The following is a 12913-nucleotide window of genomic DNA, read 5'->3' as shown; positions in this document are numbered from 1 at the left end:
TGGTGCCCATGGCTGTACAGATCTCAATTGACCTTGATAATGCAACGTTCGCGGACCTCGTCGCGCTTGTCGACGCCGCCCGCGTCGCCGGCGTCACCCCCGACACCGAACTCGAACTGGCAGATTCCACGCTGAGCATCGCCGTGGAGCCCGGCACCACGGATGCACACCAGCAGCGCGTGCCCGAGCGCACCCGCGAAGGCGAGGGGCCGACCACGGTCTCCACGCCCGGATCCTCGGCGCTGCCGCAGCTTGGCGACGCCGCCATCCGCTCCGTCGTTGACATCCTGACCGGGCGCCAGGAACCCCCGCGGCGCTAGTTTGCCTTCGTTGGTGGCGCTTGCTCGACGATCTTGAGTCGGCGCATCTGCGGCTGCGCCTTCGCCCGTGCCACCAGCAGGCCCACGATCAGCAGGACTGCTAGCACGTAGACCGCGATCCAGGCGTACTGGAAGTCCTCCCACGTGTACTGCACCGAATCTGCCGAGTGGTCCAGCAAAATCCCCACCGCCTGGGCTGCCACCATGGAGGATGTGAACCCGCCCATGTTGGCCAGGCCGGTGCCGGTCGCCACCATGGCGGGCGGCACGTGCTCGCGCACGTTATCGAAACCGAAGTTGGACGCGGGCACCACCGTGCCCATCACGATCACCACCGCCAGGATCGCGCCGAAGCCGCGCGGAGTGGACGTCGAAAAGAACCACAAAAACATCAGCGGCGTCAGCGAGCACAGCACGATGACCGCCATGTCACGGCGCACGCCCAAGCGTGCAGAGACCGCACCGAGCACCGGCGATGCGACGATCATGCACACCGTCAGCACGATGAGCACCGTGCCGGCCTCCTGCTCGTTCAGGCCCATGCCGAGCGTCATCATCGGCACACCCCACAGCAGGGTGAAGGTGATCATCGGGAAGATGGAGAACCCGTGGATGAAGAATGCCTCCCAGCACACCGGTGAGCGCACCACCGTCGAGAGCGTGGTGCGAAGCGGCACTTTTGCGCTTTTGGCCGCAGCCTCCTCGCCAGGCTTCGTGGGAGCGTCCGCCACTGCGACCACCGCGGCGAGCGCCACGAGCACCCCGACCGCACCGAGCGAGACGAACGCGACCTGCCAGCCCTTCGCGTGCAGCAGCGCCAAGAACGGCACCGCGGACAGGAACTGACCCATCTGCCCAATCGCAGTGGACAGCTGCGTAAACAGCGGCGTCTTGCGGGGAGGGAACCAGCTCGGCAGGATACGCATCACTGCCAGGAACGCCGTGGCGTCGCCCGCGCCGATCAGCACGCGAGCCGCAAGCGCGACAGGGTAGGAGGACGTAAACCCGAGCAGGATCTGGCCCACCGCCATCACGAGTGCGCCGACGATCAGCATGAAGCGCGGACCCTGCCTATCGATGAGCACCCCGGTCGGGATCTGCGCCAACGAGTACACGCCAACCTGCACTGCGGTGAACACTGCGATCCGAGAAGCGTCGATACCAAAGCGGTCGATCGCCTCAACTCCCGCGACGCCGAAGGACGTGCGGCCCAAGATGGCGACCACGTACACCGCGACCGCGCCGAACCACACAAAAAGGGCGCGTCGGGTGACGCGCTGCTGTGGATCGTTGGTCTGGGAGACAGGGGAGTTGGAATGGGGCATGCGGTACAAGGTACTCCCTCGGTTAGGCAATCCGGCATGCGGGTCCGGTGCGTCACGTAGACTGTGCAACCGTGGATTACATTTCAACGCGCGATACCGCAGGCACAACCTACAAGTTCACTGACATCCTGCTCACGGGCTTAAGCCCGGATGGCGGCTTGTTCCTTCCCGTGGAGTACCCGCAGCTGAGCCCCGAGCAGCTCGACAGCTGGCGCACACTGCTCGCCGAGCGCGGGTACGCGGCACTCGCCGCCGAGGTGCTCAAGCTCTTTATCGACGACATCCCGCACGCCGACATCGAAGCGATCACCGCCCGCGCCTACCGCACCCCCGTATTTAACGACGCCGCCATCGTCCCCGTGACCAAACTCGAGGACGACCTGTGGCTGGCACACCTCTCCGAGGGGCCAACCGCGGCGTTTAAGGACATGGCGATGCAGCTGCTCGGCGAGCTCTTCGAGTACGAGCTGGGCCGCCGCGGCCGCCACCTGAACATCCTGGGCGCTACCAGCGGCGATACCGGTTCCTCTGCCGAGTACGCGATGCGCGGCCGCGACAACATCCGCGTGTTTATGCTCACCCCGGCTGGCAGGATGACGCCATTCCAGCAGGCCCAGATGTTCGGCCTGGACGACCCGAACATCTTCAACATTGCCCTCGATGGCGTCTTCGACGACTGCCAGGATGTGGTCAAGGCCGTCAACGGCGACGCCGACTTTAAGGCGAAGTACGCCATCGGCGCCGTCAACTCCATTAACTGGGCACGCCTGTTGGCCCAGACGGTCTACTACATCTCTACCTACCTGCGTGTGACCGAGAGCAACTCGCAGAAGGTGAGCTTCTCGGTGCCGACAGGCAACTTCGGCGACGTGTGCGCGGGCTACATCACCAAGCGGATGGGCCTGCCCGTTGACCGCCTGATCGTGGCTACCAACGAGAACGACGTCCTCGACGAGTTCTTCCGCACCGGCCAGTACCGCCCGCGCAGCGCGGCCGAGACTCAGGCAACGTCCTCGCCGTCCATGGATATCTCGAAGGCATCGAACTTCGAGCGCATGATGTTCGACGCCGTCGGGCGTGACGCCGCGCTGACCAGCGATCTCTTCGGCACCAAGGTGAACGGCGGCGGCTTCGACGCCGAGGACTTCGGCGGCGCAGACGTCCTCGACCGCATCCGCGACGCGTTCGGCTTCTGTTCCTCCTCGTCCACCCACGCTGACCGAGTGGCGACCATTCGCGAGGTCCAGGAGCGCTCCGGCGTGCTGATTGACCCGCACACCGCCGACGGTGTCCACGCCGCTCGTGCTGTCAGCGGTGACGTCAACACTCCTGTCGTCGTGCTTGAGACGGCGCTGCCGGTGAAGTTCGCCGAGACCATCGTCGAGGCCACCGGCACCCAGCCGGAGGTGCCCGAACGCTTCCGTGGCATCATGGACCAACCACGGCACGTCACCGAATTACCGAATGACGCCGACGCCGTGAAGGCCTTTATCCAAGACTCCATCGAAGGGAAGTAGCACATGGCACAGGAACAGTTCGCAGGCCCGGAGTACTTCACCGAGTTCGACCCCGAGAAGTTCATCCGAGACATGAAGATTCAGAAGGAAGAAGCTGCCAAGGGCGACACCGCCTTCGCCGACGATGAAGCGGGCGATGAGCAGTAGCGGCGACCTCGCCAAAAAATACCAGCCCGAAGACGGGCAACAGTGGACGTTCCCGGAGCCGGTCGCCCCAGTAGGGCAGTCGGCGCCTCGTCGCGGGCTAGGTGGTGCCGCGTGGTTTACCATCATCGTCGCCGCGCTGTGCTTGGTCGGGATGGTGGTGTGGCTGGGCCTGCACACCTCTGAAATAGACACGCGCACCGCCGAGGAGCGCCAAGCCCAGGAAGCCGTCCAGCGACCCGGGGAGCAACCGCCTGCCGCGGCAACGGGCAACCGGATCCTGGTGCCCGAGTTCGCACCGTGGGCGCCGGGCTCGCTGATCCAGTCCACGGACCACTACCCAGAGCCGGGGGAGCGCTTCACCGCGCAGTCCTGCACCGTCGCGTTCACGTTCTCGGGTGCCGACGGCCGCTCCTACGCCGTCACCGCCGGGCACTGCGGGCGTGAAGGCAACCTGGTGTGGCCGAAAGGGGCCTCGGACACCAACGACTATTCGCAGGAAGTCGGTAGGTTTATCTACTCCGGGCTTTACACCCCTGATGTAGAGGACCCAGAGGCGGAGCGCATCGACGTCGGCATTATCGAGATCTACGACACGGACCGCGCTGTGCCGCTCGTCGGCGACCCGATCCCGACAGGCGTCGGTGCCGAGATCGGCCCCGTTGACCGCGTCTGCAAAACGGGCGGGACGACCGGCTACACCTGTGGCCACTTCGAGGCCGCGAGCCGCGTCCAGATCGTGACCGCCCACGACGACGAAGAACAGCGTGAGTCCCGCGGCGACATCGCAGGCGTCTGCGCCTCCTCCGGCGACTCGGGCGGCCCCGTCTTCGCAGACGTGAATGGGCGCGCCACCATCATCGGCGTGGTCTCCGGGACGGAAGCCGACCGTTCAGGAGAGGAGTGCTGGGAAGGCATGGAGGACCCGATCATGATGTCCTACTCCAACGTTGATCAAATTCTGAGCGTCATCGAGCGCGTCGTGCCGGACGCCCAGTGGGTCGAACAGCAGTGGTGAGCTACTGCGTATCGGGCGTCGGGTTCGTCTGCAAGTCGTGCTTGCCCTTGTCATCAATCTCGAGCGTGGTCACTTCGCCAGCTCCGTAGGCCTGGTAAATCACCTCGACGAAGCCGTCGGGCAGGCCGACTTCCTCCCACATTGCGATGAGGCTGTCGCGATCAGCCTCGTCGGCCACGTTCATCCACGTTACCTTGACTTTCTGTCCGAACGGGTAGTGCAGGAACCCGACGAAGTCGGCGTCGTAACTCAGCGCGAGGCGCATTTGCTGCGCAATCGATTCTGGTGCGGGCGCTTCGTGGCAGTAGTCCCACAAACTCACGTTGAGGTTGCTGCCCGTGCGCAGCTCGACGCCGGGGATGCAGTTCTGCTGCAGCAGGCGTGAGAGGTGGCCCGAGAACGAGTCCACGTCTTGCACCGCGGTATCCGTGATGTTGCCGCGCAGCGCTGCGCCGCGGTGTGCTTCGTGCACCTCCGCGTTCGCGATCAGGTACGGCCGGATGCTCGCTTCTATCGACGCGATGTCGGCCTGCGGTGCCTCGGGCTGAAACACTAGTTCGCGCTGCAACCGAGTCTCCTGTGGAGCGTTGTGCTGGTAGGCGTACAACGCGACTGCCAGCGAGGCCAGCACCACCACGAGCGCTCCGTACACCGCCACAAACAGTGCAGTTGGCACCCGGCGAAGCAAAGCGACAGACTGTGCGGAGTCATCAGTGGTGGTGTGCAACATGCCGTAAATAGTAACCGAAGTACACTTGAACCCATGCCTATACCCGAGTTCATCGTGCAGACCCGAAAGAAGATCGGAACCGACCCAATGTGGGTTCCCTCCGTATGCGCCGTCGTGCTGCGGGATTCCACCGCGGACACCCCGTGGGCAGTGCCCGAAGTGCTCCTCGTCCGCCGCGCGGACAACGAGGAGTGGACGCCCGTGACCGGCATCGCCGACCCGGGTGAGGACGCCCACGACGCCGCGGTGCGCGAGGTTCTCGAAGAGACCGGTATCAAGGCCACCCCGGCTGCGATCCTCGGTGTCGGCGCCATCGGCCCCGTCACACACGACAATGGGGACGTCGCAAGCTACATGTCGACGCAGATCCGCCTCGAAGCCGTCGACCCCTCTCAGGAGCCAGTCGTCGGTGACGACGAATCCATCGACGTCGGCTGGTTCCCGCTCTCCCACATGCCGGTCACGGACGCGAAGTGGCGCCTCGTCATCGGCGACGCCGCCGCCCAACGCAAGCGCCCCGAGGGCTTCCAGCCACGCATGGGCTTTAGCAAGCGCAACTAATGCGGTTCGGCGTCGACGTATCCGAGCACCAGGCAGGCTTTGAGTTCACCGCCTGCCCGCTCGACTTCGCCATCATCCGCACCACCGACGGCACCTACCAGGACCACGCGTTTTCCGACCTCTTTATCGACGCCCACTCCGCCGGCCTCAACGTGTCCACCTACCACTTCCTGCGCAGCCCTTCCGAGGGAACCAGCGTGGCCGAGCAGGTGGAGGCCAGCGTCGAGGTACTCCAGCGCGCCCCCGGCGCCATCAAGTGCCCGATGTGGCTCGACGTGGAAAGCCCCGCTGGGCTCACACTTTCCGACGTCCGCTGCGCCTACGACACCTTTCAACGGTTCGGGGTGCGCGTTGCTGGCGTTTACACGAATGCCTGGTATTGGCGTCGATACATGCGCTTGGCCAGCCCCTCCCAGTTCGGCGCTCTCTGGCTTGCCGACTGGGGCTCCAACGACCCAGCCTTCCCCGGTGCCGACGCCTGGCCGTCCCCGCTCGGCATGGGCACCCCCGAGGTGTGGCAGTACACCTCCCGCGGCTTCATCGGGGGATTCACGGTGGACCTCAACGCATGGAGGCAAGCATGATGAAGGGTGTGCGCGCCGTGTTGGCAGTCGTGGTGTGCGTCGGATGCGTTGTGACACCACCCGCCAACGCGCAGCTGCTGGGGAAAGGGGATAGCGAGCCCTTGCCCACGGCCCCGCTCGAGGCCTTCGAGCGCAACATCTCGGCCCCACCTTCGCGCTGTACCGATTACGAGCTTGTCATCGCCGCCGGCACCGGGGACTCCAACCAGGGCGACGACCCGCTACGCGTGCGCGGGCTGCGACCGGGGTCGACCCTGCTCGCTGACGTCGAAGCAGCTGGCGGGAGCGTGTCCACGTGGCAGGTGCCGTACACGGCGTCGGTTGGCGTGCTTGGGACGCTGGGGGAGACCAGGACGAACATGGCGTTGCCGTACGGGGCATCGCTGGATACGGGTAAGCAGGCGGTGCGCACGCACCTCGCCACGCTCCACGACGCATGCCCGGACACGAAGGTGTTGTTCCTCGGGTTTTCGCAAGGGGCTGGCCTGCTCGGGGACCTCGTGGCGGAGTCCCCCGACCCGAGCCTTGTCGCGGCCTACCTTATCGCGGATCCGGGGCGCAGCCGCACCACCTACCACACGGCGGAAACCTTGACAGGTGCTCATGGCGTCCGCGGCGAAAACGGGGAGATCCTCATCCCACTCGATGGCGTACAACTCGCCAGCGACGTCTCCGGCCTTACAGGGCCGCGCCGAGGTAGCTTCCACGACACTGAGGCTGAAGTACTCACGTTTTGCCACAGCAACGACCTCGCCTGCGCCACGCAGCACGACGGGTTGGCGCAGCGCGTCGGCGTGCGCCTCGCCCAGCCCGCCGCAGCCCCGCTGCACAAACTTGCCGGGCGTGGCTTCAAGGACTTCGGGCACAACCCGATTGCTACGCTGCTCGCACTGGCATGGGAACTTGCTGCCGTGTCTCATGTAGTACAGGAATATGCGGGGGAGACACCGCCGTTTTCGGGAGAGGACATCACAGGGTTGGGAGTGCTGCTCCACGTGGCCGCGCAGGAACTGCTGCCGATGGCCGCCGGGCTCGGCGTTCCTCAGATCCCGATGCCGCTGATTGACCTCATCCCACACGTGATGAACATGATGCCCCACCACCTGGCCTACTTCGAAGGCGGCGACCACCCGGCCTGGACCATCGACGGCGCGCCAGTTGAGGCGTGGATCGCCCGAGACATGGTCGCCCGGATGCAGGCGAGTTAACTGTTCTTGGTGGTGTACGTCTTACCGGGTACCGGCTGCGGCACCATCTGATCCAGGCTCGCCGGCCGCAGGCCTTTCGCACGCAGCCCGTCGATCACGCACTCCACGGCTTGGGCCGTCGTGGGGTGAATATCATGCATCAGAATGATTGACCCGGCCCGCGCCTGGTCAACCGCAGTCTTGCACGTCCGCGCCGGGTCGCGGTGCTTCCAATCCAGCGTATCGACGTCCCACAAGACCACCGCCTGGCCCTGCACCCGCGCCGCGTCAGACACGGTTGCGTTGAGCGCCCCATACGGCGGGCGGACAAACCGCGGGGAAGCACCAGTGGCATCTGCAATCGCGCGGGAGCTTTCCTCCACTTCACGACGCACCTCCGGCTGCGAAAGCTTCGTCAAGTCACGGTGCGTGGCAGTGTGGCTGGCTACCGTGTGACCGGCAGCCCGCATCCGCTGCACGACGCCCGCATTCGCGCGGACCTTCGGCGCCAACACGAAAAACGACGCCGTGGCGTGCTTGCGAGCGAGGATATCCAGCACCTGATTCGTGGAGGCAGCCGGACCGTCGTCGAACGTGACGGCCACGCAGTTGGAACAGTCCGCAGGTTGATCCTGTGCAGGCGTCGGCGCGCTAGGCGCAGGTGCCGGAGCAAGCTGCTGCGCCCACGGATGGCTGCGCGCCTGCGGAGGCAGCGCCCGATAGATAGCCGTGCGGAGCTCCTCACCAGCCTGGGAACTGGACTGCGAGAACGCCTGTGAGCTGCCCGCGAGCGGGTTCGCGGCCGCGTGCGGTGCTGTGAACAGTACCGCCACCGCAACGAGCGTGGATACGACTTTGCGCATTGCTTACACCACCATCCAGAGTTAGTACGCGTGTCAGAGTACCCGGTTTGAAGGACTCGCGAAATCCTGACGCAGGTACTCGACAACGGGCACCACCTTGAACTCTTCCAATTGTTGGCCGTGCTCGCCACGGTAGACCACCCAGCGCTGCGTCGGGTCAATGTCCAACTGGCTGCCAACCGTGGCGAGGTTTCTCCCGTGGCGCGAGCGAAACGTTGCGGAGGATTTTATTTCAACAGCGCGTGGCTCGTGCGTCATGTCGAGGAGATCCACTTCAATCTTGCTGTCATCGCGATAGAAATACAGGTCAGGGGCTATCCCTTGGTGGTGGTAGCACTTGGCTGTTTCTGCCACGATGAGGTTTTCCATCACCGCGCCGAAAGCCGGGGAGTTCACGAGGTCTACTTTTGTGCGGATACCCAGGAGGTGGCAGAGCAGTCCAGTGTCGTAAAAGTACAACTTAGGGGTCTTCGTCAGCGTCTTGCGGGAATTGGTGTGAAAAGGACGCAGTGTGAACACGATGAAGCTGGATTCCAGGATGCTTACCCAGTTCTTCACGGTCGCAAACGCGACGCCGAGTTCGCGAGCCAGTCCAGTGTAGTTGATGAGGTTGCCGGCATTAAGGGCCATCAGTTTCATCATCATTTGGAAGGCGTCCGTGTTCTGAACATTGAGTAACTGTGTGACGTCTCGTTCGACGTATGTGCGGAGGTAGTTCTGGTAGTAGATCTCTGGTGGCATATCTACTTGATAAAGGCGCGGATACCCACCGTGAACCATGAAATCTTCAGCGCTCGTGTCGGGTCGTGCGGTGAGTGCCTCCCGGAAAGAGAGTGGAAGCAGGTGGGTGATGCCGACTCTTCCGGCTAGACTTTGCGAGATCTTCTCCATGAGGAGGAAGTTCTGCGAGCCGGAAAGCACGTATTGTCCCGGTGTGCCCTGTTCGTCTGAAATAACCTGCAGGGCCGAGAAAAGCTCGGGCGCATACTGGGCCTCGTCGATGATGAGGGCAGAGCCACGATCACGGATAAAGCCCATGGGGTCCTCGATGGCGAACGCGCGTAGCGTTGGGTCTTCGAGATTGAGATAGGTGAAATCAGGGAACTGTTCACGAATCAACGTCGATTTTCCGCTTTGCCGTGGTCCGGTCACGCTCACGATCGGAAACCACGAAGCCAGTTGCTCAAGATGCTGTCCCAATTCCCTCGGAATGAACACTATTTCACCAAATCCCTAAAGTGCGACTTACCAAATCCCTAAAGTGCAATTTACCAAATCCCTAAAGTGCGACTTACCAAATCCCTAACGTGGCGCCTGTTGGTGCAGGTTGATCGGGGATAATTCGGTCGGCTTAGCCCAGTGAACGCGTGCGTATCACAACTCCTTGCTTGCGGGGGAAGAGCAGCTCTAAGCGTGTAATCGGGGCGTCGAGCTCCCCGCCCAAAAGCTCGGCGTACAGCCGGAGCTGGTTGAAATACTCGGACACAGTTTGGGCATCGGCGCTGACATCCGTTTTGTAGTCGGCAATGACCCAGCTATCTCCCTCGCGGTAGAGCAGGTCAACGACGCCGTCGATAATTGGGCCGCCACTACTGAGTCGGCCGAATACCGGCAGCTCCCTGTAATGCTGCGAGGAAAAGGCGTGCGTGACGGTTTCGCACTCCAGCAGCTGTTCCGCCATTGATGCGAGCGTCTCCCGGAACTGCGAGGGCGCACCGCAGTCCACACTGAGCGTGGCCGCGTAATCGGCTGCACCACCGGCAGCTGTGAGGTCATCGAGCGTCGCGCGCTCCATCATTGCGTGCAGCGCGGTGCCCACTGCCGCGCCGTGCTCAGCGCGGGCCTCCCCAGTAACCACCAATGCCGGGTCGAGTGAGGCAGTCTCCCGCGTGAGCCCAAGCTTCACGACGTCAGCGTCTCGAGCATGAGCCACCGCCGTGCTGGCGACACGGCGTGCACGAGCCGACTGCCACGCGCTCTCCGAGGCATGAAGATCCGGCAGTCCCTCGGCGTTCGGCTCTGTGGGCCGCGTGGCGGAGGTGGTGAAGTCATATTCGTATGCTGGGATGTCCTCCGCAGCAATCGCTTCCGGGATTGCGCCCTCCGCGATCGTGTTCTCGATGGCCGTATTGAACGCCTTCGACGCCACGCTGTTCGGGTTATCAGTTCGCTTACACACCACTAGGTGGTCACGCGCACGCGTCGTGGCGACGTAGAAGAGGCGGGCGCGCTCGGCGGCGTCGGCAAGCTTTTCGTGCTCCAGGATTTCCCTCGAACGCGGGGAGGTGAGCCGGAACTCGCTGTACTCCAACACATGGTCCGCAGGATGCGGGCGGCTGACCTGAGGGTTGTTGTTCCTACCGCCGTACATCCCGGCCAAGATCACCATCGGGAACTCCCGGCCCTTGGACGCGTGCAGCGTCAGAATGCGCACCCCGCCCGCAGTCGTACTCTCCGGATCGGTGATCTGATGACGCTCGTTGGCCAACGAATCAGTCCACGCGGTGTATTCGCGCAGGGTACCGTGAGTCGCCTCGGTAAAGGCGCGCGCATTGTGCTTCACGAACTCGAGGCGGCGCAGCGCCTCCAAGGGGAACGCGCTTCGCGCAGCGGCCAGCTCCACCATGTTCAGTTGGTCGCACGCCCAGGACACCAGGGCGCCGACGGACATCTCACGGGAAGCCTCATGCAGCTTCAAAATGAGGTTGAGCGCATCCGGAATACGCCCAGTCAGGTCGTGCAACCGAGGCCCGTAAATGTTCAAACTGCTGCCCGCAGCGGCCCATTGCGCAAGCTCAAGGTCGGAAATACCAAGCAGGCTTGTACGCAGCGCGGCGCCCACCGACAGCGATTCCGCCGGGTCAGCCGCCGCGTGCAGCACGACGTGGAGCTCCTCAATCTCGGGCGCCAGATACGTCAGCGCAGCGCCCTCCGGGACGTAGGGCACGTCATGCGCATCAAGAAACGCCATTAACGACGCCGCCTGACGGTGGGTACGCACCAAAATCGCAATATCGTGCGGCTCCAACCCGACCAGGGTCTCATACGAAGTGCCGTCGTCACGTACAACCTTGTCGCGGCGCTGCCAGTCCTCCGCAAGCGCCTGCTTGATAATACTCAGGATGAGGCGGCACTCAGCCTCCTCCTTGGACAGATTGTCCTCCTTGATGGCTTCGTAATGCGCGACAATCGTGCGACTATTGAAGTCTGCCAGCTCGGGGGCGTCATCAAGCCCAGGCCGTGCGTCCAGTGCAGTAAAGGCCACTTCTCGGGGCACAAGCTTCGGGTCTGGCTTCTTGCTGGTAGCCAAGGCGTTCGGGAAATAGCGTTCGAAGACCTGGTTGGACCAGTCCAGGACCTTCGAGGTGGAGCGGAAGTTCGTGGTCAGCTCGACGACCTCGCAGTCCTGCGCGTCACGGGCAGCAAGGTAGGTGTCCAGATCCGCGTGGCGGAACCGGTAGATCGACTGCTTCGGGTCACCCACCGTGAACAAGGCCCCGGGAGTGAGCTTCCCGGTAGCAGGGTCGGTGGCAATCGCGCGCACGATGCGCAACTGGGCAGGGTCGGTGTCCTGGAACTCGTCCACAAGCAGGTGTGTAAACCGTGTGTGCACGTCCTCCCGGACATGCGGGTGGTGCTTCAACAGCTGGTCTGCCAGGTACACAAGGTCACCAAATTGGAGCTCACCAGTGCGGTGGCGTCGACGTGCGTTATCCAGCACGATCAAGGCCAACGACGCGCGAAGCACCGCTTTGGGACGCGCCGCTTGCCTTTCCACGTTCTCATTCCAGGAGTCCCAGACACGCTCACACGCCGACTTGATTTCTTTGACAACCGCTCCGCCCCAGTTCGCCTTTCGGCCACCGTTGCCCTTGCGGAACTTGCCGACCTTCGTGAAATCACCCGCGGTGATCCGCAGCTGAAGATCCGTAATTTGTTCTCCCAAGGTCAACGCAAACGCGTCTTCAGGGTCTGAGCACTCGTTGAGAGTGCGCTTGAGCTCACCCACGATTCGCGTGGCTGCGTCCTCATCGAACACGAACGCCTCCGGCAGGGCAGCAGCGATCGTCGGCTCCAACTCACCCCAGTTATCGTCCATGTATTGGGCAAGCTGCAGCAGCGAAGACATCGAACCGTTCTCGCCCGCGAAATGCTCCAGGGCTTCGCGGAGGTCGGCGTCGAGAATCTTGCCCCCGCTCAGCTCAGCGATGGGGAAGACCCCCTCGAGTGCGCTCGAAAACGCTTCGCTTACTCGGCGTCGAAGCACGTCGGATTGACGCTCCTCGGCGAAGTTATCCTGCACCGTGATCTCTGGAGGGATGCCGGACTCGAGCGGGTAAAGACACAGCAGGCGCTGGCAAAAGCTGTGCAGCGTTTCAATGGCTGCGCTGGGCAGCTCAAGCAGAGCGCGATCCGCCACTGGGTTGCCCGCGTGCTTTGCCAGCTCACGGGCGAGACGCTCCGAAAGCTCCGCCGCAGCCTTCTTCGTAAACGTGATCGCCGCGATCTGGGTGACTGGAACTTCACGTTCCAAGATGAGCGTGAGCAGGCGCTGGACGAGTGAGTACGTTTTACCAGCCCCGGCACCGGCCTCCACGAACAAGGTGGAGTCAACATCCGTGCGGATCCGCTCACGGTTTTCAAAATCTGGCAACAGAGTCATG

General features: G+C 63.4%; 12 protein-coding genes. 7 read left to right on the top strand and 5 right to left on the bottom strand.

The window, feature by feature from the left end:
* Positions 1-8: 8 nt before the first annotated feature.
* On the top strand, positions 9-320 hold the full coding sequence (locus tag HMPREF3170_RS03775) for a hypothetical protein (protein ID WP_070363461.1): 312 nt from the start codon (positions 9-11) through the stop codon (positions 318-320).
* Here HMPREF3170_RS03775 and HMPREF3170_RS03770 read toward each other — a convergent pair.
* Positions 317-1645: an MFS transporter gene (locus tag HMPREF3170_RS03770; protein ID WP_070477926.1), complete on the bottom strand. Its 1329-nt coding sequence runs from the start codon at positions 1643-1645 to the stop codon at positions 317-319. The genes HMPREF3170_RS03775 and HMPREF3170_RS03770 overlap by 4 nt on opposite strands.
* Before the next feature lie 71 nt (positions 1646-1716).
* On the opposite strand from HMPREF3170_RS03770, the gene thrC reads away from it, so the two are divergent.
* The 3 genes from thrC to HMPREF3170_RS03760 are packed head-to-tail and all read left to right on the top strand — an operon-like array spanning position 1717 to position 4324.
* Complete coding sequence (thrC, locus tag HMPREF3170_RS03765) at positions 1717-3162, top strand: threonine synthase (RefSeq protein ID WP_070478039.1); 1446 nt, start codon at positions 1717-1719, stop codon at positions 3160-3162.
* A gap of 3 nt (positions 3163-3165) precedes the next feature.
* Positions 3166-3309, top strand: a complete 144-nt coding sequence (locus HMPREF3170_RS11685; RefSeq protein WP_168161615.1) for a hypothetical protein — start codon at positions 3166-3168, stop codon at positions 3307-3309.
* The gene (locus tag HMPREF3170_RS03760) at positions 3299-4324 is read left to right on the top strand and encodes a trypsin-like serine protease (protein ID WP_083290861.1); all 1026 of its coding nucleotides are present in this window, start codon (positions 3299-3301) and stop codon (positions 4322-4324) included. The genes HMPREF3170_RS11685 and HMPREF3170_RS03760 overlap by 11 nt, the downstream gene beginning before the upstream one ends.
* Before the next feature lies 1 nt (position 4325).
* Here the strand turns inward: HMPREF3170_RS03760 and HMPREF3170_RS03755 are convergent, their stop codons facing one another.
* Positions 4326-5054: a hypothetical protein gene (locus tag HMPREF3170_RS03755; RefSeq protein WP_070477924.1), complete on the bottom strand. Its 729-nt coding sequence runs from the start codon at positions 5052-5054 to the stop codon at positions 4326-4328.
* Positions 5055-5087: 33 nt separating this feature from the next.
* On the opposite strand from HMPREF3170_RS03755, the gene HMPREF3170_RS03750 reads away from it, so the two are divergent.
* The 3 genes from HMPREF3170_RS03750 to HMPREF3170_RS03740 are packed head-to-tail and all read left to right on the top strand — an operon-like array spanning position 5088 to position 7407.
* Entirely contained in the window at positions 5088-5615 is a 528-nt protein-coding gene (locus HMPREF3170_RS03750) for an NUDIX hydrolase (protein ID WP_070477922.1), read from the top strand.
* Positions 5615-6199, top strand: a complete 585-nt coding sequence (locus HMPREF3170_RS03745) for a glycoside hydrolase family 25 protein (RefSeq protein ID WP_070477920.1) — start codon at positions 5615-5617, stop codon at positions 6197-6199. Before HMPREF3170_RS03750 ends, HMPREF3170_RS03745 begins: the two co-directional genes overlap by 1 nt.
* Positions 6196-7407, top strand: a complete 1212-nt coding sequence (locus HMPREF3170_RS03740) for a cutinase family protein (RefSeq protein WP_070477919.1) — start codon at positions 6196-6198, stop codon at positions 7405-7407. Before HMPREF3170_RS03745 ends, HMPREF3170_RS03740 begins: the two co-directional genes overlap by 4 nt.
* Here the strand turns inward: HMPREF3170_RS03740 and HMPREF3170_RS03735 are convergent.
* From HMPREF3170_RS03735 to HMPREF3170_RS03725, 3 genes are all read right to left on the bottom strand, one after another.
* A complete protein-coding gene (locus HMPREF3170_RS03735) occupies positions 7404-8249 on the bottom strand; it encodes a polysaccharide deacetylase family protein (RefSeq protein WP_070477918.1) in 846 nt (281 codons plus the stop codon). The genes HMPREF3170_RS03740 and HMPREF3170_RS03735 overlap by 4 nt on opposite strands.
* Positions 8250-8282: 33 nt before the next feature.
* Positions 8283-9467 (bottom strand): ATP-binding protein, encoded by a 1185-nt coding sequence (locus HMPREF3170_RS03730; RefSeq protein WP_070477916.1) that lies wholly within the window; start codon positions 9465-9467, stop codon positions 8283-8285.
* A 133-nt stretch (positions 9468-9600) separates the two neighbouring features.
* Positions 9601-12912, bottom strand: coding sequence for a UvrD-helicase domain-containing protein (locus tag HMPREF3170_RS03725; protein ID WP_070477914.1), 3312 nt, complete (start codon positions 12910-12912; stop codon positions 9601-9603).
* Position 12913: the final 1 nt, after the last annotated feature.

The sequence above is a fragment of the Corynebacterium sp. HMSC08D02 genome, assembly GCF_001807505.1.
In the GTDB taxonomy this organism is placed as follows: domain Bacteria; phylum Actinomycetota; class Actinomycetes; order Mycobacteriales; family Mycobacteriaceae; genus Corynebacterium; species Corynebacterium pseudogenitalium.
This window is presented reverse-complemented; position numbering and strand designations above follow the sequence as displayed.

Bases quoted from the DNA above. Each gene is read 5' to 3' on its own strand.
- HMPREF3170_RS03775 (WP_070363461.1), top strand. From the start codon at position 9: ATGGCTGTACAGATCTCAATTGACCTTGATAATGCAACGTTCGCGGAC.
- HMPREF3170_RS03770 (WP_070477926.1), bottom strand. From the start codon at position 1,645: ATGCCCCATTCCAACTCCCCTGTCTCCCAGACCAACGATCCACAGCAG.
- HMPREF3170_RS11685 (WP_168161615.1), top strand. From the start codon at position 3,166: ATGGCACAGGAACAGTTCGCAGGCCCGGAGTACTTCACCGAGTTCGAC.
- HMPREF3170_RS03760 (WP_083290861.1), top strand. From the start codon at position 3,299: ATGAGCAGTAGCGGCGACCTCGCCAAAAAATACCAGCCCGAAGACGGG.
- HMPREF3170_RS03755 (WP_070477924.1), bottom strand. From the start codon at position 5,054: ATGTTGCACACCACCACTGATGACTCCGCACAGTCTGTCGCTTTGCTT.
- HMPREF3170_RS03750 (WP_070477922.1), top strand. From the start codon at position 5,088: ATGCCTATACCCGAGTTCATCGTGCAGACCCGAAAGAAGATCGGAACC.
- HMPREF3170_RS03745 (WP_070477920.1), top strand. From the start codon at position 5,615: ATGCGGTTCGGCGTCGACGTATCCGAGCACCAGGCAGGCTTTGAGTTC.
- HMPREF3170_RS03740 (WP_070477919.1), top strand. From the start codon at position 6,196: ATGATGAAGGGTGTGCGCGCCGTGTTGGCAGTCGTGGTGTGCGTCGGA.
- HMPREF3170_RS03735 (WP_070477918.1), bottom strand. From the start codon at position 8,249: ATGCGCAAAGTCGTATCCACGCTCGTTGCGGTGGCGGTACTGTTCACA.
- HMPREF3170_RS03725 (WP_070477914.1), bottom strand. From the start codon at position 12,912: ATGACTCTGTTGCCAGATTTTGAAAACCGTGAGCGGATCCGCACGGAT.